The sequence below is a fragment of the Lachnoclostridium sp. An169 genome, from assembly GCF_002160525.1.
In the GTDB taxonomy this organism is placed as follows: Bacteria; Bacillota; Clostridia; order Lachnospirales; family Lachnospiraceae; genus Mediterraneibacter; species Mediterraneibacter cottocaccae.
In genome coordinates this window covers 1-19,202 of the sequence record NZ_NFKT01000007.1, presented here as the reverse complement: position 1 = coordinate 19,202, position 19,202 = coordinate 1, and the positions used below count along the sequence as shown (strand labels likewise).

Genomic DNA, 19,202 nt, shown 5'->3' with positions numbered 1-19,202 from the left:
TCTCTATCCGGGATTTGGAAAATGTATGTAAAATGTAGGTTAAGGAAATGTGGGGAAGGAAAAAGGTGTGTTCGTAAAAGAACACATCTTTTTTTTGAAAGAAACCTGTGTATCTGTATGATAAAATAGAATGGACTGTATTATGGAGAGAGGGTGTTTTCTTGAAAAAAATATCGATTACCAAAAGAATTCTGATTCTTGGAATCGTTCAGCTGGCTTTTCTGCTGATGATTTTCCTTGTGGTTGTTACCATACTTTACAGAGAGACAAAAAGCGATATTATCAGATCATCAGAGAATCTTCTGGAACTGTATGTAAACGATATTGATTCACGTCTGCAGGATGTGGAGATTCAGTTGAATGAGTTTTTATATCAAAATGGTGAACTGACGAATATTGAGAGCGACAATGAAGCCAGGAGAGTGTATGGAGCGTTAAATGTGCGGGACCAGTTGGGAGAAATGCTTGCCATCTCATCCCATATCCAGATCGTGGTAGTCGCCGAGACGGAGCATGATGTCTGTGTAGATGCGGCAAAAGAAGAGGTAAGCGCCTCTGCCCTGATCGCCGTCAGGGAATTTACCACGGATTATGCCAGAGGAGAATCCAGAACAGCACAGTGGCGTTTTGCAGAGATTGCGGGAGTAAAATATATGTATAAGGCATACAGGTGGAACAGCAGAGTTGTTGCCGCATATATTCCGGTTAAGGAAATCATGGAATTTGGAAAGGAGCTGACATTGGATGACCAGGCTTTTGCCCTGTCCGATGGCAGTGGGACGGTATGGGATATTACCGGGGATTACAGTGCCTCTGATGCGGTGGTTGCCGAGGGAGACGCAGCGGCGGATCATCTTGAAAGCGTGTCGGCGGAGATAAGAAGTAGAGTCGCGTATATGAAAGAAATATCGGTTGTACCCGAACAAGCTGTTCTTACCCTGTACATACGGGATCTGGACATTATCGGAAATGTTCAACTGAGCCTGGTCATTATGCTGCTTCTCCTTGCGGTCTGTGCAGTATATACGGCGATTCTGGTGCGATATACCAGAGCTGAACTGCTTCGCCCGATGACGGAACTGACCGGACTTATGACACGTATCAGCCAGGGGGATTACAAACTGCGGGCCAGAGAAAATTACAGCAGCCGGGAGTTCGGAGTCCTGGCACAGACATTTAACCGGCTGATGGATGAGATTCTGAAACTGCGGATCCAGAGATATGAAAAGCAGATCGAATTGAAAGATACGGAACTTCGCTGCGTAAGGCTTACCCTGCGACCTCATTTCTTTCTTAATGCAATGACGACTATATCCGGTCTTAGCATGCAGAATAAAAATAAGGAAATTGAAACTTATGTAAGAACATTTTCAAAGACAATAAGGTATATGTTTCGAGCGGGGCTGTATACGGTGCCTGTCAAGGAAGAGATTGCCCATGTGGAAAATTACTGTGAGATGCAGGAACTGAAGCATCCCGGATGCGTTTTCCTTTATACAGATATGTCGGCGGAATGCGAAAACTGGATGATTCCGCAGCTGATCATCCACACTTTGATTGAAAATGAATATAAATACGCAGTGAATCCGGAAAGGATGCTCACGATTCTGATCCGGATCAGTATGCAGAACTATGACGGCGAAAATATGCTTTCTATTGAGGTCGAGGACGACGGGAAAGGTTATCCGCCCCAGATCCTTGAACAGATAAACGGAAATCCGGATAAAGATGCAGAAGAAAAAGAGAATACCAGAAAAGAAGAGGGGACAAGAGTAGGTTTATGGAGCATCAGAAAAATCCTGTATCTGATGTATGGACGCAGCGATCTGTTTCACATATCGAATCTGGAACCCCATGGATGCCGTAATCGGATTCTGGTGCCGGAGAAGGCGGTAAATGAACTGAGAGAAGAAAAGGAAGTGCAGAGTTTGTGAATATACTGATTGTTGATGATGATAAGATTATTGTAGACGCCATAGAGACAACGGTCAACTGGTCTGACCTGGGAATTGAAGAAATTTACCGGGCTTATAATGTTGATATGGCGGAAAGAGTATTGGAGTCCCATCTGGTTCACATTGTGGTCAGCGATATCGAAATGCCGGGGAATACGGGACTGGCACTGCTTAAGTGGTATCGGGAAAAAGGGTATGACGGGGAGTTCCTTCTGCTGACCTGTCATGAAAATTTCAGTTATGCGGCAGATGCGCTCAGGATGCAGGCGACAGAGTACCTGCTGAAGCCGTTTGACAGGGAACAGCTGGAAGCAGCCTTGAAAAAATGCGTGCTGAGGATTAGAGAGCGGTATAAATCGAAAAAATATGAGGAGTACGGAGTATGGGCAGCGGACAACCATATAGAGCTTCAGAGATCAATTCTGGTAAAGCTGCTGACACAGCCCTTTGATGAAAGCTACTTTGACAGAAATGAAAAACTCATTGATGGTGAGAGCGGACTGAACAGAGAACAGGATATTGTGCTTTTTATCAGCAGAATTACGGATGCGGAAGAGGCAGCAGAGCAGTATGGCAGAAGTCTGCTCCGGTTTATTCTGATAAACATCTGCTCTGAGTTGCTTTTTGATACTCCGGACAGTATGTTTACAGTCTGCTTTGAAAATCAGAATGAACTTTTTGCAGCGGCTGTCTGTCAGAATATGAGAGAGAAAGAACTGACAGAACGGGCGGAAAAATTTGCGGAATACTGCAGGGACAGACTGCATCTTACAATAACTTCCTGCATCAGCGAAAGATGCAGGATACCGGATATGTATGAGAAATTCAACAGGATCAGTAAACGGATGCTCTCGGATATTATGATATATGGGAAATTTGTGTCCGAAAAACAGTTTGCAGAGTATGAAAATATGGATGAGGTGTCTTTCCTTGAAATCGACGAGCTGAAAAGATATCTGGACCAGAAAGATAAAGCCGGTTTTCTTAACAGCATCAAAAAGAGTATGATGAAACTGAAGCGGCAGGCAGGGGCAGACGCCAAAATGCTCATGAGCCTGAAGCGCGAGGTACAGCAGGTCTGCTATGCCCATCTGACGGAGCGGGGAATTCAGGCGTACAAATTCATGAACGGGGATAAATTCTACCGCCTTGAGAAAAATGCAGAGCGCTCGATTGTCGATATCATCCGGTACGTGACATATCTGTTGGACAGTATGTTTGACTACGAGGAGGAGATCCAGAAGAGCCATACATTGCTTGAAAGAATTAATGCATTCATCCGGGAGCATTATATGGAAAATATATCCAGAAACGAGGTTGCTGAAGAATTCTGCCTGACTCCGGAATACCTGTCAAAAATGTATAAAAAGAAGACGGGCATGAGGATCCAGGACTATATCAATGAGAACAGAATCAGCCAGGCCAAACGGCTTCTGGAAAATCCGGACATGTCTGTAAGCGATGTTGCAGTGGCAGTGGGGATGGACAATTTTTCATATTTTTCCACATTGTTCCGAAAATATACCGGTATGACACCGGTGGAATACAGAAAACAGAGAGGGACTTCTTTTTAAAAAAGGAAGTCTCTTTTTTAAAAGAAACAGCCCTCAGTCTTTTTATATAATAATCTCAACAAAAAGAGAAGGAGAGAGGGTAAATGAAGAAAAGAAAAAATCTGATGCTGCTGTTAATCGCTCTGCCGGGAATCCTTTATCTTCTGATTAATAATTACATTCCAATGATCGGAATCTTTCTGGCTTTTAAGGATTACAGTTTCATCAAGGGAATCTGGGGAAGCGACTGGTGCGGACTGGATAATTTTGAATTCCTTTTCCGAACCAAGGACGCCTGGATTATCACCAGAAACACGCTGCTCTACAATGCGGTATTCATTGTAATCGGCACAATAGCTGCTGTATTTCTGGCAATCCTGATCAGTGAACTGGGAAGTACCCTGAGAGCAAAATTTTTTCAGTCGGCGCTGCTGCTTCCGAATCTGCTTTCCTGGGTCGTGATCGGTGTCATTGTATATGCCTTTCTCAATGCGGACAACGGATTTATCAATAAGACAGTGCTCCCGGCATTGGGAATGGATACCGTATCATGGTATTCCAATACAAAATACTGGCCGTTCATACTGACACTTGTTTACCTCTGGAAGAACGCAGGATACACGGCAATCGTGTACATGGCAAGTATCGCGGGGATTGATAAAAGCATCTTTGAGGCGGCGCAGTTAGATGGCGCATCAAAGATGAAACAGATCTGGTATATTACTCTGCCGATGCTGAAACCGACAGTCATCATGATGGTACTTATGATGATCGGAAGGATCTTCTATTCCGATTTCGGACTGTTCTATCAGGTGCCGCAGCATTCGGGAATGCTCTTCGACGTGACACAGACGATCGATACTTATGTGTATCAGGGACTTATGGAGTCGAATAATGTAGGAATGTCTGCAGCCGCAGCGTTCTATCAGTCGATTGTAGGTTTTATCCTTGTACTTGCCGCAAATACGATCGTGAAAAAAGTAGATTCAGAAAATGCATTGTTCTAGGGAGGTGACTGAGAATGACGGACGAGAAAAGATTTAAAGCGGGAGCCACGGCTATACTGACGGTCATTGTAGTTTTTGCACTCCTTCCGATTCTGCTGCTGTTTATCACGTCGATATCAGATGAAGGGGCAATCCTTTCCGAAGGGTATACCTTCCTCCCGAGCAAACTGAGTTTTGACTCATACTACTATATGATAAAGCAGGGAGCCATGATTTTCCGGGCTTACGGAATTTCCATCATTGTCACTGCGGCAGGAACACTGCTGAGCGTGCTTCTGACCACAATGCTGGCGTATCCGATGGCAAGAAAAGGCTGCAAATTCCGGGGGATACTCGCGTTCTATGTGTTTTTTACAATGCTCTTTAATGGAGGAATCGTATCATCCTATATCATGTGGACCAATATCTTCCACATAAAGGATACGATATGGGCGCTGATTCTTCCCAATTATGTGGTAACCGCGTTCAACGTATTTCTTGTAAGAAACTATTATGTCAACAGCATACCGGAGTCACTGATCGAATCCGCACAGCTTGACGGTGCAGGCGAGCTGACAATATTTACCCGGATCATGTTCCCGCTGGCAACTCCGACTGTTGCGACGATCAGCCTCTTTACCGGGCTGACATACTGGAATGACTGGACAAACGGTCTTTATTATATAACGGATTCAAGGAAGTTCGGAATTCAGAATCTTCTGCTTCGGATTATGGATAACATCCAGGCGTTGAAGAGCAGCTCTGCTTCCATGATGGGAGGTTTCAGTATAGAACTTCCAAGCTTCTCTGTGAGAATGGCGATTGCGGTGATCGGAATACTGCCCATACTGATTATATTCCCGTTTATTCAGAAATACCTGATCAAAGGTGTGGTTCTTGGAGCTGTCAAGGGATAGGCAGAGAGGGACAGTCAAACAGATAAAAACAGAAAAACAAAATATAAATGAAAAGATCAAGGAGGAGAAAAGCAATGAAAAAAAGAAGAGCAGCACAGGCAGTGGCGGCAGCGATGGCAGGACTTATGCTGATGACGGGGTGCAGCAGCGGAGGATCCGGAGGAGATTCCGGATCGGCTGACGGGGATTATACACAGGTGACATTTGCCACATGGACGATCAATACCATGCCGTCTGAGGATGCGATTCAGACTGTAGAAGATGCAATCAATGAGATTACCCGTGAGGAGATCGGCGTGGAAGTGGATTTGAAGCTGTACAGTTATACAGACTATTTTCAGCAGATTTCCCTGGGAATGCAGGGCGGAGAAAAAATCGATGTATTCACAACATATGGAAATTTTTCCAATGCAGTCAGCACGGATATGTGTATGGATATCACGGATCTGATCGAGGAACATGCACCGGATGCTCTGGAACTGATCAATGACGACTGGCTCAATGCCACAACGGTGGATGGAAAAGTATACGGAATTCCGGCCTGGATGCCGACAGCCCTTGCAACAAATGTGCTGTATCGGTCGGACATTGCAGAGGAATTGGGAATTGATATGTCCCAGGTACAGAGTGTAGAGGATCTGACGGATATTTTACGCCAGGTAAAAGAAGCTTATCCCAATATATATCCTGTAGTCGGCGGAGCCGGAGTGAATGGAGGAATGTCAGGTCTGACAGTAAGTATTCCGCAGATTGACTATCTGGGCGATGATATGTACAGCCCGGCAGGGGTACTGATCGGGGATGACACAACAGTCGTGAATCTGTTCGAGACAGAGGAATATAAGGAGATGGTTACTCTCGCAAGACAGTGGCATGAAGAAGGACTTATCATGCAGGATCTGGCAACAACAACGCTCTCCAACGTTGAAATTCTCAGCGGCGGCAACGGATTCCTGAATATTACACTTCAGGGAAGTTCTCCGGACGCTGTGGCAAATGGTACGGCAGCCCAGACCGGACAGCAGCTTGCATCATTTAATCTTGGCAACGGGTATCTTGATACGGCGACGGTGAATACGAATGCATGGTGTATTGCTTCTACCAGTGAAGTGCCGGAAGCAGCACTCGATTTTCTGAATTTGACATATAGTAATGCTGACATTATCAATCTGATTGTATACGGAATTGAAGGCAGGGATTATGAAGTGCAGGAGGACGGTTCGGTAGCGCCTCCGGAAGGTCAGGATGCGACCTCTGTGCCTTATCCGGGATATTATATTCTGACAGGAAGCTGGTCCATGGGAGAAATGTACCGCATGGCAGGAACAACAGAGGAAGATGTTCAGTTCAGTATTGAAGCCAATAATAATGCAGAGTGTTCCCCTGCACTGGGATTTACATTCCAGAAAGACAGCGTTCAGACAGAGTATACAGCGGTAAGCAATGTGATAAAGCAGTATTACAGCGCACTGGAGTGTGGAAGTGTAGATCCGGAAGAGGAACTCCCGAATTTTATACAGGCACTGAAAGATGCGGGAATCGATACAATCATTGCAGAGAAACAGGCACAGCTTGACGAGTGGCTTGCAAATAATCAGTAAATTTGTTAATGCGGCATGGCGTTTGCCATGTCGCATTGCAGACAGGAGAAAAGTATGAAAGAAAAACTGGAGTATATCGGACGGGTGTTTGAGGAAGGATCAGGGACAATATTTATGAATTGGACATGTTCCGGAATCAGATTTGAATACAGTGGCAGGATATTGATGGCAGACCTGGAAGCCATATGCGGAAGGGAAGTGGAGACGGACGAACACGGAAAGCCTTTGAATAAGGAATTCCGGAAAACATGGCCTTATGCGGCGGTATTTCTGGATGAAGCAGAAGAGCCTTTCTCTGTGTTCGAGGTGAATGACCGGCAGAAGAATTATCTGCTGTATGCCTCTGAAGAAACAGAGAAACATATTGTTACCCTGATCAAGCTGACAGAGAACGAAAAAGGAAAACTTGGAATCAGAAAAATATGGGGAGATGGAGAAATCAGTCAGCCTCCGGAAAGGGATACGGATCTGCGCATGGAATTTATCGGGGATTCTATCACCTGCGGCTTTGGAAATATGACTCAGGAACGGGACCGTGTTTACTATGCAGATGAACAGAACGGTTGGCTGACTTACGCAGCTCTTGCCGGGAGAATGCTGAATGCGGATGTACAGTTTGTTTCTTTTTCCGGGATTGCAGTGACAAGGGGGCTCCACGAAAAGCTGAATCTGTTTCATTCCATGCCGGAACTGTATCCATATACGGATCGGCTTATAGAAGAAAAAGAAGGTAAGATGCAAGATTTTCAAAAGTGGGATTTTAAAAATCATCCCAGGGATATCGTAGTGATCAATCTGGGAACAAATGATCCTGTGCATATCCAGGAAAATGGAGAAGAAGAAAAGGGAATCGCACTTTTCGAAGAGGAATATTATGATTTTCTCAAAATGATCCGTACACTGAATGGAAACGATACATGGATTATCTGCACACTGGGGTCTATGGATTACTATCTCTATGACAATATAAAGAAGGTGGCGGAAAAATTTGCTGTGAATGAGCATGATGAAAGGATTCTTACTTTTAAATATGGCAGAATCCGGGTGTCAGAAGGTTATGGGGCGATTGCCCATCCCAGTCTGGCGACTCATGAAAGGATGGCAGGAGAACTGGTCGAGTTTATCAGGGGAATTCCGGGAATTTCGAGGCAGAGAAGTATAATTAACTAAATCATTATTATTTGAAATATTAAAAGGAATACAAAAAGGCAAACGGGCATCTCAAGCCATCTATGAGCGTAGAGATGCCCGTTGTCTGTATACCTGCAGATTACTTCTGCTTTTTTAATGTTTCCCTGAGCTGGGCACGGAGGCCGTTGAGATTCTACCCCTTCTTCTGCTTCATTCTCTTTATAACCTTCAACCGTGTGAATTCCTCTCGGTCCTTTTCTTCCAGTGCGTTCGTGATCGTATACACAAGTGAGGAATACATCGGGATGGTGATATTCTGCAGCGCGTTTGCCCTCTTCTGCGTCTTTTTAATGTTGCTCGCCAGGCGGTACGCCGCATTTTCCACCATGGAAAGTTTCACGGTCAGATCCTTTACCTTGCGGAACGCCTCACGTGCCTTGTCGATGGACTCGTGGGTGGTGCTGAAGGAATAGGTCGGTTTCCCGGCATCCGGCACGTATTTTACATGAGGAATCTCTGTTCCCATGATGCTCCGCGTCTGTATGGTGATAGAATTTTCTATCGGAACCGTATAGGCAAGCAGTTCCACGGTACTGATTCCGTTTTCGATATTTGCTCTCTGAAGACATTGATACGCATAAGTGAAAGTCGTATCGATCTCGTCCTGGATATTGCGCGCTTCATCGATCAGTTCCATCAGCTCACGGATCAGGATATTTCTCTTTCTGTCCATCAGGTCATAGCCCTGTCTGGCCAGCGCCAGAGAGTTCTTTGCCAGCATTAAGTTACCCTTTGTAGGAAATGTACGCGGATCCATGAAATCCCTCCTTTCCGTGCTGCTTTATTTTTTCTGTTCTTCCTCATGCTGCCTTTTTTTCACGCTGATAAAAATATCAATGACAAGATAAATAATCACAGGAATGATAATAAACATCGTCACCAGTTTAAAAGGCATGGGAAGAATAAATCCCAGTATCGCCGCAATGGCTAACAGGATATAAATTACTGTTGTTTTCATTAATATCGATCTCCGTTCTGTTCCCGGCGTATTCGCAAAACCTTATTCTTCCGGTGCCGGTTTATAATACTTATCCAGTATCTTCGTATCAACACGGTCGAGCTCTTCTCTCGGCAGTTTGCCGAGCAGTTCCCAGCCAAGGTTCAGCGTTTCTTCCATGCTCCGGTTTTCTTCCGGACCCTGTCCGATATAGCGCTCCTCGAATTCTTTTCCGAATTCCAGATATTTTTTATCGATCGGAGAAAGCTCATCCTCGCCGATAACGGAAGCCAGGTTTCTGGCGTCGCCCACCTTTGCGTAAGCGGAGAAGAGCTGGTTTGCCAGATCCTGATGATCCTCTCTTGTGTAGCCCTCGCCGATACCGTCCTTCATCAGACGGGACAGAGACGGCAGGATGTTGATGGGCGGATAGATGGACTGCCCGTGAAGCTGTCTCTCCAGTACGATCTGCCCTTCCGTGATGTAACCGGTCAGGTCAGGGATCGGGTGTGTGATATCATCGTTTGGCATGGTCAGGATCGGCAGCTGCGTCACAGAGCCTTCGACGCCCTGTACGATGCCGGCCCTCTCGTAGATCGTCGCCAGTTCGCTGTACAGATATCCGGGGAATCCTTTCCGGCTGGGGATTTCTCCTTTGGAAGAAGAGACCTCACGCATGGCCTCGGCAAAGGAGGTCATATCCGTCAGGATAACGAGGATATGCATATGCTGTTCGAATGCCAGGTATTCCGCTACAGTGAGGGCAACCTTCGGCGTGATCAGACGCTCAACCACGGGATCGTTTGCCAGATTCAGGAACATGGCAACGTGGTCTGCAACGCCGCTCTCCTCGAAAGTATGGCGGAAGAAATCGGCAACGTCATGCTTTACCCCCATGGCGGCGAACACGATGGCGAACTGTTCGTCCGAATTCTCACCCAGGGAAGCCTGTTTTACGATCTGCGCCGCAAGCTGGTCGTGGGGAAGTCCGTTCCCGGAGAAGATCGGAAGCTTTTGCCCACGGATCAGAGTAGTAAGTCCGTCGATGGCGGAGATCCCTGTGTGAATATAATTCCGCGGGTATTCCCGTCGCACCGGATTTAAGGGGAGACCGTTTACATCCCGCTTCAGCGTGGATATGATTGGTCCCAGATCGTCGATGGGCTGCCCGATTCCGTTGAAGGTGCGGCCCAGCATATCCGGGGAGAGGGCGATCTCCATAGGATGTCCGGTCAGTTTTGTGTGCGTATTTTTCAGGGACATGTTTTCTGAGCCTTCAAATACCTGAATGACGGCCCTGTCCTCGTAGATCTCAACAATACGACCGATTTTGCGCTCAGTGCCGTCCACGACGAATTCCACGATCTCGTCGTAGAAAGCGTCCTGCACGCCCTCCAGGGCAATCAGAGGGCCGTTGATACTGCTTAAGCCTAAATATTCGATTGACATGAATAAAGTCCCTCCTTATGCATTTTTCTCGAGCACGCGCTGGTAGAATGCGTCGATGTCGCGGTGGTACTGGGCAAACATTTCCAGGCGGTCATTGGGAATGTCGTACTTGATCGCGATGACGCGGTCAAAGATGTTTTCCGATTTCAGAACCGACATTGGATGCCCCATTGTCACAAGGGTACGGGCCTGTTTGTAGAGATACAGGATCGTATCCATCATCAGGTACTGCTTCTCCATGGAGACACAGGTGTCGTCCTTGTGAAATGCGTTCTGCTGCAGGAAGCCCAGACGGATGACGCGGGCGATCTCCAGAACAAGCTTCTGGTCATCCGGCAGCACGTCGCTTCCGATCAGCTTGACGATCTCAAGCAGGCTGCTCTCCTGGTTTAAGAGCGCCATGAGACGGTTACGGTAATCCACGAAATTCTGGGATACATTATCCTGGTACCAGTGGCTTAAGTCGTTCAGGTACTCGCTGTAGCTGGTCAGCCAGTGTATGGCCGGGAAATGCCGGGAGTAAGCCAGGCTCTTGTCCAGCCCCCAGAAGCAGCGCACGAAACGCTTGGTATTCTGAGTGACCGGCTCGGAGAAATCGCCGCCCTGGGGGGAGACTGCTCCGATTATGGTGACGGAACCGTCGGTCCCGTTTAAGTTGTGCATCATTCCTGCTCTCTCGTAAAATGCGGACAGACGGGAAGCAAGATAAGCCGGGAAACCTTCCTCCGCGGGCATCTCTTCCAGTCGTCCGGAGAGCTCACGCAGAGCCTCCGCCCACCTTGAGGTGGAATCCGCCATGATTGCCACATCGTATCCCATATCGCGGTAATACTCCGCCAGAGTCAGCCCGGTGTAGATACTTGCCTCACGGGCGGCAACGGGCATGTTGGAAGTGTTGGCAATCAGGGTGGTCCGATCCATCAGAGGGTTGCCGGTCCGGGGGTCGGTCAGTTCGCCGAACTCTTCCAGAACCTGGGTCATCTCGTTTCCGCGCTCGCCGCAGCCGATATAGATGATGATATCTGCGTTGGCCCATTTTGCAATCTGGTGCTGCATCATGGTTTTCCCGGTTCCGAAACCGCCGGGGATGGCGGCTGTTCCGCCTTTTGCGATGGGAAACATGGTATCAATGATACGCTGTCCCGTAATCAGCGGAACTGAGGCGGGAAAACGGTGATGGGTCGGGCGGGGAGTACGGATGGGCCAGTGCTGGGTCATAGTCAGCTTCCGCTCTGTGCCGTCTGAAAGTTCCAGTGTAACAAGCGTCTCGTCGATGGTATATTCGCCGTCGGGGACAATCTGTGTGACCGTTCCCTCCACATCCGGCGGCACCATGCATTTGTGGACAATGGCATGTGTCTCCGGTACTTCGGCGATGATCTCACCGCCGTGGAGATACTGCCCTTCATGGACAGTGATGTGCGTCTGCCATTTTTTCTGTCTGTCAAGGGAGTCCACACTGACTCCGCGGGTGATAAATGCCCCGGCGGAGTCTGCAATCCGCTCCAGGGGACGCTCGATACCGTCGAAGATATTGTTGAGGATTCCGGGGGCAAGGGTCACGGAAACTGCGCTTCCGCTTGCCACGACTTCCTCACCCGGGCGAAGCCCCGTGGTCTCCTCATATACCTGTACGGTAGTCAGGTCTTTGTCCAGGGCGATTACTTCGCCCACCAGTTTCTGGGGCCCCACATAGACCATTTCGGACATGCGGAAGCCGGTATTTCCCTTCAGGTAAATGACGGGCCCGTTGATTCCATAGATAGTTCCAGTCTTAAGCAATGCCGTCACCTCCTAAAAAAATAAATTTGTCATATTCATTGCGCAGCTGTGTCTTGAAGGAATTGTCAATCAGGACATTCCTTTCGCGGATGACAGCGCGCATCCCGCCGATAAAATCTTCCGCGCTGACAGTGAGTTTTGCTCCGGTGGCATTTTCCAGGTCAGCCAGCTTTTCCTTATCGGACGGGCTGATGTAGATTGTCACCGGATCGCTGCCGGCAAAGTCGCAGGCCTGGAGGATACATTTCATCAGAAAGGACCGATAGGCCTCTGTTTTCATGTAGTCGTCCAGAAGGCTGCGCGTTTCGTCAAAAATTTTATCTTTCAGCTCCTGCTGTACCTTCCCCTGGCGGCGCTTGATCTCCAGCTGGGATCTGGCAAGCGCCTGGTTGTAGCGGAGCTTCGCATTTGTCGTCTCGGCTTTGACCCGCGTCTCAGCCTGGTGTTCAGCTTCGGTTTTATGATCCTGGAACAGTTTCTCCAGGGCTTCCCGGTGGGAATCGATGATGGCGTTTCCCTCGGCCCGGGCCTGCTCCATGGATGAAGCCTGCAGGTGTTCGATTTTTTCTTCCAGAGTCAAGAGGAATCCCTCCTTTTTATTGTTATAGTATCAGTCCGAAGATATCTTCTACAGTTTCAGCCCGATCGCTTCTGTGATGTAGGATGTAATGAAATCCTTTTTCCTTCCGGTGCCGTGGCGGTCGGGAATCTCTACGAGAAGAGGCATCTTCCTCTCCAGGCGGAAAGTGTCGATGATATCGGGAAACTCTCTGCCGAATTTTTCTGTCAGAAGCACGATGCCGACGCTTTTGTCGGAGAGAACATCCTCGAGAGCCTTCCGGAGCTCTTCCCGCTCATGGACGACTACGCCGTCCACGCCTGCGAGACGCATCCCGGTATAGGTATCGACGTTATCACTGATCAGATACATTTTCATGTTATGTCAGCTCCTTTTACAGATTTCCGAGGATCATGAAGGAGATAATCAGACCGTACAGGCAGACACCTTCTGCAAGACCTACGAAAATAAGGGATTTACCAAGTATACTGGAGTCCTCGCTGAGGGCGCCCAGGGCTGCACTTGCTGCGCTGGCTACGGCGATACCGCCGCCGATGCAGGAAAGTCCGGTAACGAGTGCCGCTGCGATGTAGCCGAGGCCTTCCGCAAGACCTGCGCCGGAAGCAGCTGCTTCTTCTGCCGCCTGTACGTTCGGGCCGCCCAGCATCATGATGGATGCAAGGACGAATGCTCCGAAGAAGAAGAATACATTTACGCCCAGTGAACGTTTGAAACGTTTCTTGTTTTTCTCGCCGATCAGGTAGTAGCCGAACGGGATGATGATGCTTAAGATAAGAGCTGCGATTAAGATGATTTTTGTTGCTAAAGTCATGGTAGAATCCTCCTACTTCTTATTGGTTTTCTTTTTTGTATATGGATCAAATGCACGGCCGCTGCCTTTGTAGAAACGGCTGAACATTTCATAATATTCCAGACGGAGAACCTGGATTCCGACGATCAGGCCCTCGAATCCGCATACGAACAGGTTGCCGATCACAACGACGATCCAGTTGGGGCTTCCGCTCTCGGCTCCGGCAAGCTGCAGCACCACTTCCATGATCGCCGCATGGCTTACCGCGAATGCTCCGATTCGGATGAAGGAGATGGTGTTGGAGAAGTAGCTCAGCAGCGTCTCGAACATCTCGAAGAATCCCTGAACGAGGAACATTGCCTTGCTTTCTTCCATTTTATCCGCCCGTTTCTGTATCATCCGGGTGAGCGGTTCCTTAAACAGGATCAGAATCAGCGGCACGCCGAACATGACGGCCATTACCACGCCTGCGGGGAGCGGATTCCCGGTCATGAAGAGCACGATCGTCACGACAACGGAAACGTAGAACACAAGTCCTGCCACGCCGTTTGCATCGAACCATGCTCCGCCGATATCCTTTTCACGGAATGCATTGATGATGTGGAGCACCATCGCTACCATGATCAGCAGCATTCCGAATGCGACGGCAACAATGAACACGGTGTTGAGCTTCCCGAGGAAGGGAAGTGTGGTCATATGGTCAATGGGGCGCATCCACAGGGCGGGAATCACATCCTCGAATCCGAAGATACTTCCGAACATGAAGCCGAATATTGTGGAAAATACGCCTGCCGTGGCGATGATCCCCGCCAGAGGCGCTTTCTTAAAGTGATAGATCAGAGCGCCTCCGATAAGGAGAAGGAGTCCCTGCCCCACGTCGCCGAACATAACTCCGAAGATAAAGGAGTAGGTCAGTCCTACAAATATGGTCGGATCCATCTCGTTGTGGGCGGGGAGACCGTACATCTGGACGAACATCTCGAAAGGCTTGAACAGCTTTGGGTTCTCCAGTTTGGTGGGCGGTTCTCCGAAGTAGGCGTCATGGTCATCCTCCACGACAACGAAGACCTTGTCATCATCCTTGATTTCCTCGAGAAATTTCTCGACGTCATCTTCCGCCATCCATCCGCAGAGGATGTAATAATCTTCTTTGTCTTCCTCCATCCGTGCGGCCAGTTTGCGGACATCGAAGTTGTTGGAAAGCTCCTCCAGACGGTTCCGCGCAGCTATCAGCTGGGGGGCCCGGTCGGCAAGCATCTCTCCGGCCTGTTTGTCCAGATCGTCGATTTCCAGATTGATCCGGGCGATCTCGCGCTCAATGGACTGGTAGGCGTATGCCGGTGTCCCCTCATATTCGTCTTTCAGCTCGATCCGCTCAAAGTGGAGAGAACGGAAGACAGCGTCCACCTTCTGAGCCTCCCTGGGGGAAACGAAATAAGCTCCGTATACAAAGCTTTCATCCCGCTCGCCCTCCACGAAGATCGCACCGAGATCGTCCATAAGATATTTCTGCATCTTGTGGTAGAATTCTACGGCAATGCGGCCGAACCGGTAAGTGATGTACCGGTAGTGGAGAACTTTGCTCAGATCACAGTCCAGGGGCCGGAACGGCGCAAGGACCTGCTGCTTTGCACGAAGCTCCTCTGTTTTCTTTTTCAGTTTGTCTTTCTTTTCCTGTAAGGACTGGTAATCCTCGTTCGCCTTGCGCACAACCTCAAACATGTCATCAAGGCCGAGGGATGTATCCGGTGTGACTTCATCTGCGTTGGGGAGATATCCCACGAACTGGCTGGCTTTGTTCAGCACATCCTTGTATGGGTTGATCTCGACAAAGGGTCTTAAATTGTCCACGGTCTTCAATTCGGAGAGGGCGGATTCAAGCTGTATCTCATAGCGGGAGAGATACAGGTCTGTCACGCGGTCAATGTCATCACGCGGACCGGAAATGTTGATGAATTTCATTTTAACAATCATTGGATCTTACCTCCGACGTATGCCAGCGTCTCGCCGGGACTTAAGCTGTAGCGTATGCATTCCATGGCGGTCGTCAGCTTTTTCAGTTCCTCTTCCTTTAAGAAGAGGTAGGTGTTGACTGCTGCAATCGAGTAGGGATTGCGCCGCAGGTCAACTGTGTAAAGATGATGCAGGCATTCCGCATACATCTGTTCGATCGTCAGATTCTGCCGGAAACTGTAATGCCGGGCATAGCTCGTGCGGTCAACCGCTGCCTGGAACTCGTCAAGTCCCGGAGCCTCGGCCATTTCCTTGATCTGATCGGTCGTTATCTTGTAGTGGATCGGAATGAGCAGCAGATAAATGTCAGCGGGTTTCATATTATAGTATTTCTTTGCCCGGTATATCCACTGCAGATTCAGCAGGTCGATCTTGGAGCCGCAGTCGCGTCTGAAAAGTTCAAAGTCATCTTTTTTCAGACGCTTCTTCTGTTCGCGCCAGATCGAGGTAAAGTAGTACAGCTCCAGCGTCAGATCGTAGTCGTAAAGTGTCACGTTCTGCGAATCTTTCAGCTTCTTCAGGGGAGCGTAATACTCGGTGTCTTTTAAATTCTCCACCAACTCATCCGTTGTGCGGGATGTGATCAGCTTTTCAATGGAAAGCTGGGAGTAGCGGTCGAAAAATGCACGTTTGTAATTCAGATCAAAAGGCTGCCTGTAATGGTTGATTACAATCCTGAGACAGTAGTTGATCAGATCCACTTCGTAGGATTTCATGTGCATTTTCATGAACCGCCGCTGCTTCTGCCCGCAGAAGCGGTAGATCTTCGTGTAATCGTGATAGAGGGACTGGATCAATACTTTTTCGATATTGCCCCGGTGGAGCATCTCCTCGTCCAGTGACTCGAGCACATCTGCGTAGGCGGTGTTCTTCTTTAAATATTCCGCCAGTTCAGGAACGCTGTGGAGACCGGCAATCTCCTCGAACTGCGCCTGCGTCAGAAGTTTTGATTCCATTGCCCGGATCTTGGTCACGATACCGCTGTAAGCAAGTAAATTTCCCATAGGCTACACCTCGGTGATCCGTCTTAGAATTTCTCGGGCATATTCCGTATGCTTTTCTTCATACTCTTTTTTTAACGCTTCGATGGCTGCCGTGCTGTTCCCGGTCTGGCTGTCGAGAATCTGGTTCGTGTTCTTCTCCAGTTCATCCCGGATCGCCTGGAGCCGTGCCTGCGTCTGCTTCTCCAGATCAGCGTCGAAGGCCTTGCGTTTTTCATCATACTCGCGGTCAAGCTCGGCTTTCTGATCTTCGGCATGCTGCACAATTGCTGAAGCGGCGTCCTCGATTTCCGTCAATTTGTTTACAATAGAGTCCATAAACAGCCTCCTGTTTGTGAAAAATCATAATATACTATATCATACACCTTTTGCGGGAAAATGCAAGTTAATCTATTGTTAGAATTTAGGGAAAATTTATTCAAAATCTGCCGTAAAACAGATGATTGAAAATTCGGAAATTCAGGACGTTGCGTTCCGCCTTAAGTCTGGTATAATGTCTCTTGTAGAATCTGATATGTGCGAAGCACAGTGGGGAGGATAAGCATGAGACTTAGAAATATACCAAGAGCGGAAAGCACCGTCCAGGCGCACCGTACCGTGATCAGGAGACCGGAGGACCAGAAAGGATGCTGGCGTCAGGTGTTTCAGAACCGCAGCCCGATTTATATCGAAATAGGCATGGGGAAAGGAAGTTTTCTTCTTAATATGGCAAAACAGCACCCGGATATTAATTTCATCGGGATCGAGCGCTATACCAGCGTTCTTCTGCGCGCGGTAGAAAAATACGACACAGAAGAATTTCAGGATCTGCAGAATGTCCGTTTTGTCTGTATGGATGCGAGAAATGTGGCGGATGTGTTTGCGGAGGGCGAGGTGAGCAGGATTTACCTGAATTTCTCCGATCCCTGGCCGAAAGCGAGACATGCGAAGCGGCGGCTGACTTCCACGGAGTTTCTGGAGCGGTATGAGAAGATACTCTGCGAAAAGGGGACGCTTGAATTCAAGACGGATAATACGGAACTTTTCAATTTCTCGCTGGAGCAGATCCGGGAGGCGGGGTGGACGCTTCTCGCTTTTACCTATGATCTGCATCACAACGAGGCGATGAACCGGGGAAATGTGATGACGGAATATGAAGAGAAATTTTCGGGGAGAGGAAATCCGATCAATAAGCTGATTGCTGAGAAGAGGAACTTCTGAATTTTACCGGCATATAATATCCCATAATAATTTTATTTGCCGGGTGGCGGAAGGTAATGAGAAGAAAGAGAAGCTGGAAAATGTGTCTTACTGATCTGTTCTACTGTAATCCGTGTCTGAACAGGCGGCTGCTGTGTATCAAATATTCATTTGACGAAGTGTGTAAAATCCTGAATGCCGGATTCTGTCACGGCACAGAGAAGAAAAAATAAAGGCAGGTGGCAGAGATGGTTGCAGAGGTAACGGAAAACAGTTTCAGAAGAGAGATCCTGGAACCGGGGCTGCCGGTACTGGTGGAGTTCTATGCACCATGGTGTCCGAAATGTGCCATAATGGCGGATGTCGTCTCGGAATTTGCAGAAGAGAATGACGGGAAAGTTAAAGTCTGCCGCATCAATATTGACCGCTCCCCCGGCCTGACAAAAAGATTCGGCATCGGAGAGGTTCCGACATTTCTCCTGTTCCGCCGGGGAAAGATACTGGGAGCCATGACTGGAAAAGTCGGAAAAGAAAGACTTAGTCAGTTGGTAAACGGCAGGTTCTGAGGCGTTTTGGGCGCCCGGAAGAACCTGCCGATGCGGTAAAATGCCAGGGTTTTACAAAAAAATAAAAAAAAATTAAAAAAAATAAGAAAAAATGCTTGCATTTATAAAAATTCTGTTATATAATATCACTTGCGTTACAGAGAAGATAAAAATGAAACGCAGAGATGCGCGATTAGCTCAGCTGGCAGAGCACCTGACTCTTAATCAGGGTGTCCAGGGTTCGAACCCCTGATCGCGCACTTAAAATCGCTGTTTTTGCGGACATTGTGAGCCGCGGGGACGGCGGTTTTTTTGTGCGTATTTTCAAGGGGTTCAGCCTTTCGATCTGTTTTTTATGATTATTTTCGATTACACCTGCGGATTCTGTTTTATTTTTTCTTCAAATTCCTCAAGCGTTGCGGCACGTGCTGCAGCTTTGTGCCATTTTCGTAGTGTGTTTGTATCTCTTTCCTGCATGATCCTGTTTTTCAGATCTTCCGGGACGGTTCCCAGATCCTCTAACAGGTCAAGTATATATTCCGCCTGTCCTTCTGCTTTTCCCTCTGCTTTCCCTTCTGCTCTGCTGATCCTTCTTGTCTCCTGTACGTCGTATGCTTCAAAATTTTCAAACAGCATGGTGAAATTCCTCCGTTCTATCTGATCTGTGAACTGCGCCACTTCATCTTTGGGAACGTTCAGCCGCAGGAGCAGCACGGCGATGAT

18 protein-coding genes, 1 tRNA gene and 1 pseudogene are annotated in these 19,202 nt (G+C 48.2%); 9 read left to right on the top strand and 11 right to left on the bottom strand.

What is annotated here, in order from left to right:
- Positions 1 to 161 precede the first annotated feature (161 nt).
- The 6 genes from B5F07_RS06935 to B5F07_RS06910 all read left to right on the top strand — a co-directional run bounded on the left by B5F07_RS06935 (position 162) and on the right by B5F07_RS06910 (position 8,182).
- Positions 162 to 1,934, top strand: coding sequence for a sensor histidine kinase (locus B5F07_RS06935; RefSeq protein ID WP_087160547.1), 1,773 nt, complete (start codon positions 162 to 164; stop codon positions 1,932 to 1,934).
- The gene (locus tag B5F07_RS06930) at positions 1,931 to 3,529 is read left to right on the top strand and encodes a helix-turn-helix domain-containing protein (protein WP_087160546.1); all 1,599 of its coding nucleotides are present in this window, start codon (positions 1,931 to 1,933) and stop codon (positions 3,527 to 3,529) included. The genes B5F07_RS06935 and B5F07_RS06930 overlap by 4 nt, the downstream gene beginning before the upstream one ends.
- A gap of 83 nt (positions 3,530 to 3,612) precedes the next feature.
- Positions 3,613 to 4,515 carry an ABC transporter permease gene (locus B5F07_RS06925; RefSeq protein ID WP_087160545.1) on the top strand — a complete coding sequence of 301 codons (903 nt, stop codon included), beginning with the start codon at positions 3,613 to 3,615 and terminating at the stop codon, positions 4,513 to 4,515.
- Positions 4,516 to 4,529: 14 nt separating this feature from the next.
- Positions 4,530 to 5,411, top strand: coding sequence for a carbohydrate ABC transporter permease (locus B5F07_RS06920; protein ID WP_087160544.1), 882 nt, complete (start codon positions 4,530 to 4,532; stop codon positions 5,409 to 5,411).
- A gap of 74 nt (positions 5,412 to 5,485) precedes the next feature.
- A complete protein-coding gene (locus B5F07_RS06915) occupies positions 5,486 to 7,012 on the top strand; it encodes an ABC transporter substrate-binding protein (protein ID WP_162613062.1) in 1,527 nt (508 codons plus the stop codon).
- Between the two features lie 54 nt (positions 7,013 to 7,066).
- A complete protein-coding gene (locus tag B5F07_RS06910; RefSeq protein ID WP_162613061.1) occupies positions 7,067 to 8,182 on the top strand; it encodes an SGNH/GDSL hydrolase family protein in 1,116 nt (371 codons plus the stop codon).
- A gap of 154 nt (positions 8,183 to 8,336) precedes the next feature.
- Here the strand turns inward: B5F07_RS06910 and B5F07_RS06905 are convergent, their stop codons facing one another.
- From B5F07_RS06905 to B5F07_RS06865, 10 genes are read right to left on the bottom strand one after another with little or no spacing between them, the layout of a single operon-like run.
- Positions 8,337 to 8,960, bottom strand: coding sequence for a V-type ATP synthase subunit D (locus B5F07_RS06905; RefSeq protein WP_087160541.1), 624 nt, complete (start codon positions 8,958 to 8,960; stop codon positions 8,337 to 8,339).
- Between the two features lie 24 nt (positions 8,961 to 8,984).
- Positions 8,985 to 9,161 (bottom strand): hypothetical protein, encoded by a 177-nt coding sequence (locus tag B5F07_RS22600; protein ID WP_162613060.1) that lies wholly within the window; start codon positions 9,159 to 9,161, stop codon positions 8,985 to 8,987.
- A 42-nt stretch (positions 9,162 to 9,203) separates the two neighbouring features.
- Positions 9,204 to 10,589, bottom strand: coding sequence for a V-type ATP synthase subunit B (locus tag B5F07_RS06900; RefSeq protein ID WP_087160540.1), 1,386 nt, complete (start codon positions 10,587 to 10,589; stop codon positions 9,204 to 9,206).
- Positions 10,590 to 10,604: 15 nt separating this feature from the next.
- Positions 10,605 to 12,371 (bottom strand): V-type ATP synthase subunit A, encoded by a 1,767-nt coding sequence (locus B5F07_RS06895; RefSeq protein WP_087160539.1) that lies wholly within the window; start codon positions 12,369 to 12,371, stop codon positions 10,605 to 10,607.
- Positions 12,364 to 12,951: a V-type ATP synthase subunit E gene (locus B5F07_RS06890; RefSeq protein WP_242972455.1), complete on the bottom strand. Its 588-nt coding sequence runs from the start codon at positions 12,949 to 12,951 to the stop codon at positions 12,364 to 12,366. The genes B5F07_RS06895 and B5F07_RS06890 overlap by 8 nt, the downstream gene beginning before the upstream one ends.
- 48 nt (positions 12,952 to 12,999) lie before the next feature.
- Positions 13,000 to 13,308 carry a V-type ATP synthase subunit F gene (locus B5F07_RS06885; protein WP_087160538.1) on the bottom strand — a complete coding sequence of 103 codons (309 nt, stop codon included), beginning with the start codon at positions 13,306 to 13,308 and terminating at the stop codon, positions 13,000 to 13,002.
- A 16-nt stretch (positions 13,309 to 13,324) separates the two neighbouring features.
- Positions 13,325 to 13,762: an ATP synthase subunit C gene (locus B5F07_RS06880; protein ID WP_087160537.1), complete on the bottom strand. Its 438-nt coding sequence runs from the start codon at positions 13,760 to 13,762 to the stop codon at positions 13,325 to 13,327.
- 12 nt (positions 13,763 to 13,774) lie between these two features.
- Positions 13,775 to 15,715, bottom strand: a complete 1,941-nt coding sequence (locus B5F07_RS06875; RefSeq protein WP_087160536.1) for a V-type ATP synthase subunit I — start codon at positions 15,713 to 15,715, stop codon at positions 13,775 to 13,777.
- Positions 15,712 to 16,758: a V0D/AC39 family V-type ATPase subunit gene (locus B5F07_RS06870; RefSeq protein WP_087160535.1), complete on the bottom strand. Its 1,047-nt coding sequence runs from the start codon at positions 16,756 to 16,758 to the stop codon at positions 15,712 to 15,714. The genes B5F07_RS06875 and B5F07_RS06870 overlap by 4 nt, the downstream gene beginning before the upstream one ends.
- A gap of 3 nt (positions 16,759 to 16,761) precedes the next feature.
- Positions 16,762 to 17,073 carry a hypothetical protein gene (locus tag B5F07_RS06865; protein ID WP_087160534.1) on the bottom strand — a complete coding sequence of 104 codons (312 nt, stop codon included), beginning with the start codon at positions 17,071 to 17,073 and terminating at the stop codon, positions 16,762 to 16,764.
- Between the two features lie 225 nt (positions 17,074 to 17,298).
- On the opposite strand from B5F07_RS06865, the gene trmB reads away from it, so the two are divergent.
- From trmB to B5F07_RS06850, 3 genes are all read left to right on the top strand, one after another.
- Positions 17,299 to 17,955, top strand: coding sequence for a tRNA (guanosine(46)-N7)-methyltransferase TrmB (gene trmB, locus B5F07_RS06860; RefSeq protein WP_087160533.1), 657 nt, complete (start codon positions 17,299 to 17,301; stop codon positions 17,953 to 17,955).
- 227 nt (positions 17,956 to 18,182) lie between these two features.
- On the top strand, positions 18,183 to 18,500 hold the full coding sequence (locus B5F07_RS06855) for a thioredoxin family protein (RefSeq protein ID WP_087160532.1): 318 nt from the start codon (positions 18,183 to 18,185) through the stop codon (positions 18,498 to 18,500).
- A 166-nt stretch (positions 18,501 to 18,666) separates the two neighbouring features.
- Positions 18,667 to 18,739, top strand: a tRNA-Lys gene (locus B5F07_RS06850).
- Between the two features lie 109 nt (positions 18,740 to 18,848).
- Here B5F07_RS06850 and B5F07_RS22595 read toward each other — a convergent pair.
- Positions 18,849 to 19,202 (bottom strand): annotated as a pseudogene (locus B5F07_RS22595) (hypothetical protein); the annotation flags it as partial.

What these genes read in the sequence shown, in the direction of transcription:
- B5F07_RS06925 (WP_087160545.1), top strand. Translation starts at nt 3,613, where the DNA reads ATGAAGAAAAGAAAAAATCTGATGCTGCTGTTAATCGCTCTGCCGGGA.
- B5F07_RS06920 (WP_087160544.1), top strand. Translation starts at nt 4,530, where the DNA reads ATGACGGACGAGAAAAGATTTAAAGCGGGAGCCACGGCTATACTGACG.
- B5F07_RS06915 (WP_162613062.1), top strand. Translation starts at nt 5,486, where the DNA reads ATGAAAAAAAGAAGAGCAGCACAGGCAGTGGCGGCAGCGATGGCAGGA.
- B5F07_RS06910 (WP_162613061.1), top strand. Translation starts at nt 7,067, where the DNA reads ATGAAAGAAAAACTGGAGTATATCGGACGGGTGTTTGAGGAAGGATCA.
- B5F07_RS06905 (WP_087160541.1), bottom strand. Translation starts at nt 8,960, where the DNA reads ATGGATCCGCGTACATTTCCTACAAAGGGTAACTTAATGCTGGCAAAG.
- B5F07_RS22600 (WP_162613060.1), bottom strand. Translation starts at nt 9,161, where the DNA reads ATGAAAACAACAGTAATTTATATCCTGTTAGCCATTGCGGCGATACTG.
- B5F07_RS06900 (WP_087160540.1), bottom strand. Translation starts at nt 10,589, where the DNA reads ATGTCAATCGAATATTTAGGCTTAAGCAGTATCAACGGCCCTCTGATT.
- B5F07_RS06885 (WP_087160538.1), bottom strand. Translation starts at nt 13,308, where the DNA reads ATGAAAATGTATCTGATCAGTGATAACGTCGATACCTATACCGGGATG.
- B5F07_RS06880 (WP_087160537.1), bottom strand. Translation starts at nt 13,762, where the DNA reads ATGACTTTAGCAACAAAAATCATCTTAATCGCAGCTCTTATCTTAAGC.
- B5F07_RS06875 (WP_087160536.1), bottom strand. Translation starts at nt 15,715, where the DNA reads ATGATTGTTAAAATGAAATTCATCAACATTTCCGGTCCGCGTGATGAC.
- B5F07_RS06870 (WP_087160535.1), bottom strand. Translation starts at nt 16,758, where the DNA reads ATGGGAAATTTACTTGCTTACAGCGGTATCGTGACCAAGATCCGGGCA.
- B5F07_RS06865 (WP_087160534.1), bottom strand. Translation starts at nt 17,073, where the DNA reads ATGGACTCTATTGTAAACAAATTGACGGAAATCGAGGACGCCGCTTCA.
- trmB (WP_087160533.1), top strand. Translation starts at nt 17,299, where the DNA reads ATGAGACTTAGAAATATACCAAGAGCGGAAAGCACCGTCCAGGCGCAC.
- B5F07_RS06855 (WP_087160532.1), top strand. Translation starts at nt 18,183, where the DNA reads ATGGTTGCAGAGGTAACGGAAAACAGTTTCAGAAGAGAGATCCTGGAA.